This window comes from Streptomyces sp. NPDC048671 (assembly GCF_055587045.1).
In genome coordinates, this window is the sequence record NZ_JBVJHB010000020.1 from 42,650 (window position 1) to 54,691 (window position 12,042).

The window sequence follows — 12,042 nt, forward strand, 5'->3', positions numbered from 1 at the left end:
GTCGCGTCCGCCGTCACGTCCCCCGTCAGGTCACATGAGACCGATCACATGAGACCGATCTGCGTGACGAACATGGCGATGACGACGACGAGCGTCCAGCCCAGGAGGTTCTCCAGCAGCCCGGAGCGGTCCCCGGGCCCGCCCGTCCGCGTGCGTCGGCGGGCAGGGGTGGTGGTTGCGGCGGCAGTCGCGGTCATGGCATCTCGTTCGGTCGGCCGGCAGTCGGTGTCCCCCGAGGACCCGACCACAGTGCCAGCAGGACGGGCCCGCGGGGTAGAGACCTGCGTCACTGCCCCGCAGGAGCCGGACCGCGTCAGCGGACCACGACGACGGCCGGAGCCCGGCGCCGGGCGGGTATCGGGTGCGCGGGGAAGTACAGGCAGCGGACGCCGCCTGTGCCCGAGACCACACCGCCGCTCGCGTCGCACCGCTCGGTGCGGACGACCCGCTCGGCCACCGGCCCGCGCGCGTGAGTGTCCGGTCAGCCGATGGGCCTGCCGCAGCACTGCGTCAGGCGCCGCTCACCGCGAGACCCAGCCGTACGACTTGGAGCGCGACGTAGAGCTCAGCCGCGGACTCCGCTTCCGTGGGGCGCCGACCGGTCAGTCCGGCGATCCGGTTGAGGCGGTACAGGACGGTGTTGCGATGGCAGTGCAGCAGCTCTGCCGCCCGCGCCGTGGAGCCGCCGACGGTGAACCAGGCGCGCAGGGTCTCCAGCAGCGTGGCCTGGTCCACCTCCGGCAGCGCGCGCAGGGGGCCGAGCACCGCCTCGGCCATCTCCGCCGCCGCGTCCGGGGAGGCGGCGGCGAGAAGGGCGATCGGTGAAGTGCCGTAGAGGTGGCTCCCGGCCGTGCCGGGCGGCAGGCACTGCACCGCGAGCTGCGCCTCGCGCCAGGCCGTGGCGGCGTTGACGGGTGAGGTGAAGGGGCGGCTGACGCCGACACGGGAGCGGACCCCGTCCATGAGCTCGTCGAGGGCTGTCGCGACCGTCGATTCGTTCGAGAGCGCCAGCAGACCGACCACGACATCGATCTGGGGAATCCATTCGGAGCCGATCCCGGCCGCCCGGAGCCGGACTCCCGCGCCGGGCAGAGGCTCCGCGCCTTCGCGCGTCTCGGCGCACACCACGAGGAACGGCCCCTGGCGGTCGAGCCCCAGGACCCGGGCGATTTCCCACGCGCCGGCGCTCGTGCCGACCCTGCCGTCGAGCAGGGTCGCGAGCATGGCGCCCCGTGCCGTGGCGTCGCGGCGTGCGTGCACCTCGTCCGCGGTGCGGTAGGCGTCAGCCGCCGCGCCGGAGTACGCGTCGATCGCCGCCCAGAGACTGGAGGCGAGAGGCAGGAGCTGGGCGGCGATCTCCTCGTCGTCGGTCAGGGCGCGCAGCCTGTCCCAGACGAAACGCCCGGCCGTCCGGTACGCGTGGAGCAGTACGGCGAGCGGGATGCCGTGTTCGGCCTTCAGCCGTCCGGCCGCACGCGGAGCGTCGAGGGTGGCGGGCCTGCGCTGAAGGGTGGTGAGCAGGGTCCGGAGATTGTCGCGTACGACGGTACGCAGCCGTTCCTCGTCGAGCAGCGCGCCCTCGCCGTAGGAGTGTTCGCCGCTCATGATCTCGACGGTCAGCTCGTCGCTGAGCGGGCCCACGTCGTCAAGAAGTCGGCCGACCAGCTCCGCGACTCGTTCGTCACCCTCCAACTCCGCAGCCACGCACGGATTCTAGACCCGCACCGTTTGTGCGCGCGCACAAACGGGCGGCTCGGATTCCCGCTCGCTGCCCATGGCCTGATCGGGAACGGAGCGATGGAATCACGGTCAGTGGGTTCCACCGTGGTTCCGTCATGCGGTGGCACCACCTCGACGGATCATTGGAGGTCGGATGTACGACTACGACTACGTCATCGTCGGGGCAGGATCCGCGGGATGTGTGCTGGCTGCCCGCCTCTCCGAGAACCCGGACGTCCGGGTGGCGGTGATCGAGGCGGGAGGCCCGGACACCGCGCAGGAGATTCACATTCCCGCGGCCTTCAGCCGACTGTTCAAGAGCGACCTCGACTGGGACCTCGACACCGAGCCCGAACCCGGGCTCGCGGGGCGTCGGCTCTACCTGCCCCGCGGAAAGACGTTCGGCGGCTCCAGCTCGATGAACGCGATGATCTACATGCGTGGCAACCCGGCCGACTACGACGGCTGGGCCGCGGCCGGCGCGACGGGCTGGTCCTACTCGCAGGTGCTGCCGTACTTCCGCAGAGCCGAGGACAACGAGCGCGGTGCGGACGCCTTCCACGGATCGGGAGGCCCCCTGCGGGTGAGCGACAGCCGCTCCGCCCACCCGTTGGCCACCGCCTTCGTGGAATCCGCGGTACGGGCCGGCCACAAGCCCAACGACGACTTCAACGCGGAGTCGCAGCTGGGCGTCGGTCCCTACCAGCTCACCCAGCGTGATGGCATGCGATGCAGCGCGGCCACCGCCTACCTCCATCCCGCAATGCGTCGGCAGAACCTCACGGTGCTGTCTTCGGCCCTGGTCCACCGGGTGGTGGTGGAGAACGGGCGGGCCACCGGGGTCGAAGTGGGCATGGGCGGTGCCGTCGAGGTGATCCGCGCGGCGCAGGAGGTGATCGTCTCCGCGGGTGTCTACGAATCCCCGAAGCTGCTGATGCTGTCCGGCATCGGACCGGCCGCCGCCCTGTCCGCCTCAGGCATCGACGTGGTGAGCGGGCTTCCGGTCGGCCAGGGGCTCCAGGACCACTACATGGCGCTGCTCAACTTCCGCACCCACGTCGAGTCGCTGATGACCGCGGCAAGCCCGGAGAACGCGGCCCTCCTGCGGAGCGAGGGGCGGGGACCGCTGACCTCCAACATCGGTGAGGCAGGCGGTTTCTTCCGTACGCGGGAGGGTATCGAGGCGCCTGACGGGCAGCTCCACCTGGCTCCTGTGCTGTTCCATCAGGAGGGGCTCGGTCCCGTCGCCGAGCACGGGTTCTCGCTCGGCCCGTGTGTGCTGGCGCCGACGAGCCGCGGACAGGTCACACTGCGCTCGTCGCGGCCGGACGCGGCGCCGCGTATCACGCACAACTACCTGACCACGGCCGAGGATCGCGACTGCCTCGTGAACGGCGTGCGGATCGCCCTGGAGATCGTCGCGCAGGCCCCGCTGGCCGACGCGGTCACCGGACAGTTCGACGTTCCCGACTCGGATACGACGGCGGACATCCTGGCCTGGGCGCGCACCTCGGGAATGACGCTGTTCCACCCGACATCGACATGCGCCATCGGCAGTGTGGTCGATCCCGAGCTGCGCGTGCTGGGGGTGGCGGGGCTACGGGTCGTCGACGCGTCGGTCTTCCCCTCGGTCCCCCGGGGCAACACCAACGCGCCCACCATCATGGCCGCGGAGAAGGCCGCCGATCTCATCAAGGGGGCCGCGCGATGACCACGGTGCCGGCGACGGCGGAGCAGGTGGCATCGGTCGACCGGTCCCTGGCCGAACTGGTCCGGGGCGAAGCGGCCTGGGCGGCGTGCGATCTGGCGCGGCGCCGCCTGCTGCTGGAGCAGGTGCACACCCGGACCGCCGCCCTGGCCGGGGCCTGGGTGCGCGCCGCTGCCGCGTACAAGCAGCTGCCCGACGACAGTCCGCTGCTCGGCGAGGAATGGATGTCCGGCCCCTACCCGGTCCTGACCGCCACGTCGGCGCTGGCCTCCGGCGTCCGCGCGCTGGAGGAGGGGCGGAGCCCGGTGGACGGATTCCCGCTGACCACGGCGCCAGGTGGGCGCGTTGCCGTACGCGTCATGCCGCACGGCATCTGGGACCGGCTGCTGCTGAGCGGCTTCAGCGCGCAGGTGTGGATGCCGCCGGGCGTCACGGCCGAGGCCGTGCGGGAGGAAGCCGGCCTCGCTCTGCGCCGGCCCGGCAGGACCGCGGGCGTGAGCGTGGTGCTCGGCGCCGGGAACATCACGTCGATACCGGTGCTGGACGTGCTCTACGAGCTGTACGCCCACAACCGGGTCGTCGCCCTCAAACTCAATCCGGTCGCCGCGGGGCTGCTGGATGTGTTCCGCACGGTTCTGGCCCCGCTGATCGACGTGGGAGCGGTGCGGATCCTCACCGGCGGCGCGGACATCGGGACGCGGCTCGTCCACCACGCGTCGGTGGGGCATGTGCACATGACCGGCAGCGCCCTGACGCACGACGCGATCGTCTTCGGCGACGGCGCCGAGGGCGCGGCCCGCAAGCGTGCCGGTACGCCCTTGCTGGCGAAGCCCGTCACCAGCGAACTGGGCGGGGTCTCACCGGTCATCGTGGTGCCGGGCTCGTGGTCGGAGGCCGACCTGCGCTTCCAGGCCGAGCACGTGGCCACCCAGCGGCTGCACAACGGCGGCTACAACTGCGTGGCGAGCCAGGTCGTGGTCGTCGGCTCCGACTGGGCCCAGAAGGACCGCTTCCTGGCACATCTGAGGGCGGCGCTGGCCGAGGCCCCTGAGCGCCGCGCGTACTACCCGGGGAGCGATGACCGGGTGGCGGGGGCGCTGGAGTCCTACCCGCGGGCCCGTGTCCTCGGCGGGCGCGTGCTCATCGAGGGGATCGATGCCGCGGAGCCCGGACCAGCGGTGACCACCGAGTACTTCGCGCCGGTGCTGGGCGTCCTCGAACTGCCGGGCGACGAGCGGGAGTTCCTCGCCTCCGCGGTCCGTACCGCCAACGAGGAGTTCGCCGGCACCCTGGCCGTCGGCCTTGTCGCGCATCCACGCACCCTGGCCCGTCTCGGGCCGTCGTTGGACGATGCGATCGCCGAACTCAGGTATGGCACGGTCGCGGTCAACGCCTGGGCCGGTCTCGGGTACCTGACCGCGACAGCCAGCTGGGGCGCGTTCCCCGGCCACACGCTCGACGACGTCCAGAGCGGCATCGGGGTCGTGCACAACGCGTTGCTGCTCAGCAACCCCGAACGCACCGTGGTGCGGGGTCCGTTCCGGCCGGCTCCCCGCGCCCTTCTGTACGGTGAGCTCGCTCTGTCCCCCAAGCCCCCGTGGTTCGTCACCAACCGGACCAGTGCGACGACAGGGCGCCGGCTCGCCGGTTTCGCCGCCGAGCCCCGCTGGTCGGCGCTGCCGGGAATCTTCGCCTCCGCGCTGCGGGGCTGACGCAGAGAAGAGGATCGCGCCATGCTCAACCTGGCCGTCGTACTGGAACAGACCGCCCGGGAGTTCCCGGACCGCGTCGCCCTGGTCCTGGGCGGGACCCGGATGTCGTACGCGGAGGTCGACGCCGCGGCCGCCCTGGTCGCCGCGGGCCTGTCGGCCCGCGGGATCGGCTCCGGTGACCGGGTCGCTCTGAGCTGTCCCAACGTGCCGTTCTTCCCTGTCGTCTACTTCGGCATCCTCAAGGCCGGAGCCGTCGTCGTCCCGCTGAACGTCCTGCTCACCGACCGTGAGATCGCCTACCACCTGCGGGACTCCGCCGCCCGGGTCTACTTCTGTTTCGAGGGCACCGAGGAACTGCCGATGGCCGCATCGGGCCGGGCCGCCTTCGCCGCCGCGGCGGACTGCGAGCACTTCGTGGTGATCACCCAGGACCCCGCGTCCCCCACACCCTCGCAGGGGGCGACGACGCTCGCCGAATTCACCCGCGGCATGCCGGCGGTCTTCGAGTCCGTGGCGACCGAGGAGGGCGACACCGCGGTCGTGCTCTACACCAGCGGCACCACGGGCAGCCCCAAGGGCGCCGAACTGACCCACAGCAACATGGTGCACAACACACTGCTGGCGAACCGCCAGTTCGCCATGGAGGCGGACGATGTCCACCTCCTCGCGCTTCCGATGTTCCACTCCTTCGGCCAGACCGTGCAGCTGAACGCGGCCTTCGCCTGCGGAGCCACGATCGTGCTGCTGCCGCGCTTCGAGGCGGGCGCCGCCCTGGAGGTGATGGAGCGGGCGGGTGTCACGTTCTTCGCCGGGGTGCCGACGATGTACTGGGCGCTGCTCACCTACGAGGCCGCCGACACTCACGATCTGGCGGCGATCGCCCGGAACCTGCGGATGGCCGTATGCGGCGGCTCCGCCCTGCCGTCGGAGGTACTGAGCGGTTTCGAAAAGCGGTTCAACGTGCCGATCCTGGAGGGGTACGGCCTCTCCGAGACCAGTCCGATCGCCACCTTCAACCGTCTGGACCGGCCTCGCAGACCAGGCTCGATCGGTCTGCCCGTATGGGGTGTCGAGGTGAGGATCGTCCGCACGGACGGTACGTTGTGCGATCCGGACGAGCCCGGCGAGATCCACGTCCGCGGACACAACGTGATGAAGGGCTATCTCAACCGGCCCGAGGCGACGGCCGAGGCGATCGACCCGCATGGCTGGTTCCGCACCGGTGACATCGGCAGACGGGACACCGACGGCTATCTGTACATCGTCGACCGCATCAAGGACCTGATCATCCGGGGCGGCTTCAATGTCTACCCCCGGGAACTCGAGGAATCGTTGCTCACCCACCCCGGCATCAGTCTTGCCGCTGTCGTCGGCGTACCGCATGACAGGCACGGCGAGGAAGTGAAGGCGTACGTCGTCCGCAAGCCGGGAGCGACAGTGACCGGGGACGAGCTGGTGATCTGGTGCAAGCAGCACATGGCGGCCTACAAGTACCCCCGCCTCGTGGAGTTCCGGGACCGCCTCCCGATGACGGCCACCGGGAAGATCCTCAAACGTGAGCTCGCCGGCTGAGCAGCGGACCAGGCGTTCCCATCCGCCGACAATCGATCCCAAACGCCGGAACAGGGGTCGAGAATCAGCCATTCGTCGAATGTTAAAGTTGACACAGAACCCAGGTGACTGGCCAGTAAGCCTAGCGTGAGAACGCCTGAACGAATTAATGTCGCACTGCTATGCGAGCAACGGGGGCGGTCCATGGGCCGCGAATACACCGGATCGTCAGCGTCGGCTCCGCTCCCGCCGACGGACCTGAGGGTTCAGGCATTCGAGCAGCACGGTGGAGGAGTCGACGAGTGAGCACGTACAGACCCTGACAGTGCGATGGAACAAGGGCTGCCACGTGGACCGACGCTGTCGGCTTCCGCCGATTCGATCCGGACCCGGAGAAGGTGCACCCCACGCCCGGAGCGTGCCCACCCTCCGTCGTGCCCCGCGCGGTGCGGCAGCCCTTCGGCCCTCCACCGGCGTCCGCCCGCCTCTTCCCGAAGGAGCCGGGCAGCGCCGGGACGGTCTCGGATCCGGGTCTCCCCCGCCCTGAAACGGCGCACATGGCGCCTGACAGGCAGATTCCCCATCAGGAATGGCACTGATGAAGGCTGGTTCGAAATTGCGATTTCGGCATGAGCGCCTGGTGGCACATGGCGAACAATCTCGAACAGGCCGACAAGGAGACAGATGGAGAGAGTACCGAGCAACGAGAGCGGGACGGTCGGCGACGGGGCACATTCCGACGCCTCATCCCCGTCCTCCGTGAGCGATATTCTCTATCTCATCAATTCCTACCACTCCACGGTGCTGCGTCCGGAGATTCTCCGGACACTTGACGGCGCTCGCCTGCTCTTCGTCCGGGGCGATATCAGGTCCGCGCTCTCCTCGGTCGACAAAGCACTCGGGGAACTGGCCGAATCGGAGCAGGCCTATCGTGATGTGATCGCCTTCCGGCTATTCGTGGCATCCATGGTCGGTGAGGATTCCCAGCGCTGGGCCCCCGGGCCGGACGCGGGGTCCGCCGACCGTCCTGACGCGCTGAGAACGGTCACGCTCTGCGTCGAGTCGGACGAGCACTGGCATTCCGGCAGCCTGATGCAGGGGCTGGCGCTGAGCCGCTCCGCAGTCGAACACAGCCGCGACGTGGCCCCCATATGGCGCGTCTACGCGGATCTGCTGCTCGCCAAGAAACTGAGCGACGTCCACGCACATCTCCAGGCCGACCGGGTCATCTGCGGCATGGACATACTGATAGACAGTTCCGGCCTGCTCGTGTTCGGCTCCCTGCCTGAAGCCCTGCGGTCGGTGCTTCACCTCCAAGCGGGGCGGTTCCAGCAGGCGATCGATTCTGCGGCGACAGCCGTACGCATCAGTGAGGAGACCTCGTCCGCTATCGGAGTGAAGCTCGCGCTCTCGGTCGCGGCGACCGCTCATCTGGCGCGTGCCGAATACGACCGGGCCGCCGAACTGCTACGGCTGTTCCACGCGAAAACCGGCTATTACGCGCTGGTCGACTCCCTCGCGCGGGCCGCCTTCGCGGAAGTCGCCCTGGTCTCCGCGCGGGAGGGACCACGCATGGCGGCTGACCGTATACGGGCCAATTGGCACCTCCTCGCCATGGAATCCGGATGCATCATCGAGGATCCCTCACGGCCGGCGTGGCTGATCGGCGTCGCGCGGCGTGCCGGGGCCACCGACCTTGCCGAGAACTGCCTCCGGGCGATCGAAAAGCTGGCGGACAACAACCGCGGATTCGCCCCGCTGGAAATGGCGGCCGAGAGGGCGCGAACGGCGTGGGCCGGCGGCGAGCCCGAACTCTCCACGATCCTGGACCGCTCCGCCGGCCGCTCTCCCCGCGCCGCGGCGTCACGTCTGTCCAGGGCGGCGACGGCATCCTCCGGCTCGACGCCTCCTCCACAGGTATCCCGGCCGGCCGATTCCGGGCGCGCCGCGGCGCGCCGGGCGACGGGATCAGCTCACCGTGACGTCGCGGAGCCGGACACCGTCGCCTCCCGGCCCCACGGGCTGAGCCCGATCCCCTCGCTGAGCGACCGGGAGAGCGAAGTCGCACGGCTGGTGGGGCAGGGCATGACGAACCAGCAGGCGGCGAAGAAGCTCGGCCTCTCCCCGCACACCGTGAACTTCCACCTGCGCAACGTCTTCCGGAAACTGTCGATCTCCACGCGCGTCAAACTGGGGCCCATCATCGCCCGTATCGACGGGCATCCGGGCTCCGGGGACAACGGGCCGGCCGGAACCCGCTGATGCCGGTCAGTCCTGGTCGACGCTCACCGCACGGCTCAGCGCTCGGGCCGTCCGGGACGGGTCGAGCACGTCTATGCGCTCCAGTTCGGACAGCACGTCCTGCGCACCACCGACGGCACGGAACTTGTCGCACACTATGGACCGGTGGAACCGCCGCGTCGCCGGGCCCGCCGATCCGATGAACGCGTCGCACCGCTCGGTCACCGTGGTGCCGTCGGACAGTTCGACCTCGATCCGCGCGCCGATGGCCATCGTCGCGTTCTCCAGCGTCTCCTCCTGTCCGCCCAGTCCGGCCAGGATGTCCCGCACCTCGTCGCCCCACGCCATCAGCTCGGGCCACTCCAGGGCGCGGTCGCCCGCGAGACGCAACGCCTCCCCCAGCGGGGAAGTGGCCTGTGCCATCCGTACCGACAGTTCCATGTCGTGCTCGACCGTGACCCTGCCCGCCAGCGACCAGCGCGCCTCGTCGGCGATCGCACTCTCCGTGAGGTCCCCCACCCCGAAAGCTCCCGTCATCAGCAGCGTGGCAACGCCGTAACCGACGGACAGGGTCGCGGCCGAGACACTGGTGCGCGGGCCGTCGAGAACAGGGATGACCTTGCGTTCCATCTGCCAGGTCAGCAGCGACCCGTGGATGACGATCCTTCGGACACGCGCCGCGTCGAGCGCGCCCATCCGGCGGTGCACGCGCTCGGCGCAGTCGAAGGCAGCGTGCAGGTAGGCACTGCCCGGGAAGCGCTTGTACGTCAGGGTGTCGGTGTGCCACCGGCGCCCCAGCCCCGCCGTCACCGCTTCCGGGAGCGGCACCACCGACAGCTGCGCCAGCAGCCCTTCGGGGTGTTCAAGGATACTTTCCGGCCCTTCCATCCCGTGCGCCGCCGCGTCGCACGCGTCGAGTGCCAGCCGGACCGGGGCCGCGGCCCCGAGTGCCTTGACATCGCTGGTCACGACTCCGTGGTGAAGCGGCACGGCCAGGATGCCGAACGCCATGCCCAGCCCCGCGGTCCACTCCCGCAGGGGCGCGCGCCGGGCGTGCAGCCGGGCCGCCGCCGCGCTCGCGAGGTGGCAGTGCGTGTTCGTCTGGCCGCGGAAGAAGGGGCTGAGAATGGTTGCCGCCGAGATCCTTGCCGCGCACTCGTTGGCGGTGACGATCGTGGCCAGCAGGGACTTCCCGTCGAGCCCGTTGCGTCGCGCCTCCGCGATCGCCACGTTCACCGCCCCGGCCGACACGTGTCCGGAGTAGGCCACCTCGTCGAAGTCCAGCGCCGTCGCCAGCGCGGCGAGGACATACGCCGATCGTCCGGGGTCCGGCTGGCCCGGAGCGCCGAACGCCCGGACGAGCTTTCTGCCGACCGGGTGGTTCAACGAACCCCGGACGGCGGCGAGATTGGAGATGAGCTGACTGACGGCCATCTCCACGGTGTGCGTGGGTATGTCGTCGTACGTCACGGTGCGCGCCCACGCGGCGAGCCGGCTGGACAGACTGCCGGCCACCTCGGGCGTGCCTGACGTGATGTCGGCGGAAGTCATGGACGCCATAGCCGGATTCCCCTGTCACGCGGCGGCGACGAGTCGGCTCGTGCCGAGCTGTCGATCGGATCGGCGGGCTCCTGGACGAGGCCGGCCGGCTCCTGGAGCGTTCGGTAGGAGCGGTCGTGCCAGAGCAGTGGTTCTCCCTCACCGACCCGTACGGCGGTGAGCCGTCCGTACACGACGATGTGGTCGCCGACCACTTCGAGGGAGTGGAGGTCGCACCACCCGATCGACAGCGTGCCCGCGATCGCCGGGGCGCCCCGGATCAACCCGACCTCGTGCCCCAGGTCCTCGAACCGTGAACTGTCGCTGGGCGGCCGGCTGAACCTGTCCGCCAGGTAGGGCTGGTCGTCGGCCAGAAGATGGACGGCGAAGCACCCGGCGTGACGGATCGCGGCGACCGTCCGGGAGCCGTGGGAAACACAGCACAGGACGATGGGCGGAGACATGGACACGCTCGTCAGAGTCGACACGGTCGTCCCCGACCATCCCGAGTCACCGCACGCGGTCACGACGGCGACCGCTGCCGCCAGTTTACGGAAGTACGTACGGCACGACGTGTCGTCGAGCACCGACTCCCTCAGTCCGGGAGAACTGGCACCGGCCATGGCTTCACCCTTCCCTGAACCACGCGGGCGCGTCGGCCGCGGTCAGCACGGTCAGCGCCGCCGGGACGACATGGATGTCGTAGGACGGTGTGGTCTGCGGCATGACCTCACCATCGTGTTCGTACAGCACCGGCTTCCCGTCGACGCGCTCGACAGTGATCCGTTCGCCGCGCCCCCGCACGATGCCGGGGACCTCGTAGACATTGCCGTGGACCGCGGCCCAGGCGAAGACGTCCATGTCGACGGCCGATGTCACGACCGTGATGTCCAGCAGCCCGTCGTCGAGGACCGATTCCGGCACCAGGTTCAACAAGCCCCCGCGATGGCGGAATCCACCCACGATCGTCTCGATCACGCCGCCGTCGTGGAGCACTTTCCCGTCGACGGACACGCGCCCCGGATACGGTTCGTGAGTCGCCATGGCGGCCAGGGCGGCCGCCATCAGAAGGTCCCGCCCCGTCTCGGGGCGGTTCCTGGCAGCAAGCAGTGTCGCGGCGAACAGTCCGCTTCCGGAGCCGAGGACCACCATGTGGCCGTTCTGCTCGATCTTGGCGAGGTCGATCGTGCGGGCGGCCGCGGCGCCGGACAGCGCCTGGCCGGCCACGGTCTCCCAGGGTTCGTCGTTCCACAGACCGCGGTACACGGAGTTGCCCGTGCCACCCGGCGCGACCAGGAGCCGCGGAACGGCCGCGTTGGCGGACTCAGCAGCCCGGTACAGGCCCGTGACCACCTCGTGGACCGTACCGTCTCCGCCGACGCCCACGACGAGGTCCGGCGGTACGTCGTCGACGGCGAGCTTGTACGCGATATCAGCGGCGTCGCCCGGCGCCGTGGTCCTGACCGACCGGACGTCGGCTGTGCCGACCGCCTCCAGGGCGGCCACCACACGGCCCTCGTCGCCCCCCGCCGCCGGATTGACCACCGCGGCAACCTGTAAACGTCGTGTCAT

The 12,042-nt window shown here is 70.0% G+C and carries 9 protein-coding genes; 4 read left to right on the forward strand and 5 right to left on the reverse strand.

Translation table 11 applies throughout. The features are described from left to right. Positions 1–44: 44 nt before the first annotated feature. Entirely contained in the window at positions 45–197 is a 153-nt protein-coding gene (locus tag ACZ6S6_RS32720) for an SCO1431 family membrane protein (RefSeq protein ID WP_362965617.1), read from the reverse strand. Between the two features lie 313 nt (positions 198–510). Beyond that, positions 511–1,704, reverse strand: coding sequence for a PucR family transcriptional regulator (locus ACZ6S6_RS32725; RefSeq protein ID WP_469708505.1), 1,194 nt, complete (start codon positions 1,702–1,704; stop codon positions 511–513). A 169-nt stretch (positions 1,705–1,873) separates the two neighbouring features. On the opposite strand from ACZ6S6_RS32725, the gene ACZ6S6_RS32730 reads away from it, so the two are divergent. The 4 genes from ACZ6S6_RS32730 (at position 1,874) to ACZ6S6_RS32745 (ending at position 8,952) form a co-directional block, all read left to right on the forward strand. Beyond that, positions 1,874–3,430: a GMC family oxidoreductase gene (locus tag ACZ6S6_RS32730; RefSeq protein WP_469708507.1), complete on the forward strand. Its 1,557-nt coding sequence runs from the start codon at positions 1,874–1,876 to the stop codon at positions 3,428–3,430. Next, positions 3,427–5,139 (forward strand): aldehyde dehydrogenase family protein, encoded by a 1,713-nt coding sequence (locus ACZ6S6_RS32735; RefSeq protein WP_362965623.1) that lies wholly within the window; start codon positions 3,427–3,429, stop codon positions 5,137–5,139. The genes ACZ6S6_RS32730 and ACZ6S6_RS32735 overlap by 4 nt, the downstream gene beginning before the upstream one ends. Positions 5,140–5,160: 21 nt before the next feature. Then, on the forward strand, positions 5,161–6,711 hold the full coding sequence (locus ACZ6S6_RS32740) for a long-chain-fatty-acid--CoA ligase (protein WP_362965625.1): 1,551 nt from the start codon (positions 5,161–5,163) through the stop codon (positions 6,709–6,711). Between the two features lie 663 nt (positions 6,712–7,374). Continuing rightward, entirely contained in the window at positions 7,375–8,952 is a 1,578-nt protein-coding gene (locus tag ACZ6S6_RS32745) for a helix-turn-helix transcriptional regulator (protein ID WP_362965627.1), read from the forward strand. Positions 8,953–8,958: 6 nt separating this feature from the next. On the opposite strand, the gene ACZ6S6_RS32750 is transcribed toward ACZ6S6_RS32745, so the two are convergent. From ACZ6S6_RS32750 to ACZ6S6_RS32760, 3 genes are read right to left on the reverse strand one after another with little or no spacing between them, the layout of a single operon-like run. Continuing rightward, the gene (locus tag ACZ6S6_RS32750) at positions 8,959–10,491 is read right to left on the reverse strand and encodes an MmgE/PrpD family protein (protein WP_469708510.1); all 1,533 of its coding nucleotides are present in this window, start codon (positions 10,489–10,491) and stop codon (positions 8,959–8,961) included. Continuing rightward, positions 10,479–11,093 (reverse strand): flavin reductase family protein, encoded by a 615-nt coding sequence (locus ACZ6S6_RS32755; RefSeq protein ID WP_469708512.1) that lies wholly within the window; start codon positions 11,091–11,093, stop codon positions 10,479–10,481. The genes ACZ6S6_RS32750 and ACZ6S6_RS32755 overlap by 13 nt, the downstream gene beginning before the upstream one ends. A 4-nt stretch (positions 11,094–11,097) precedes the next feature. Beyond that, a complete protein-coding gene (locus tag ACZ6S6_RS32760) occupies positions 11,098–12,042 on the reverse strand; it encodes a diacylglycerol/lipid kinase family protein (RefSeq protein WP_362965633.1) in 945 nt (314 codons plus the stop codon).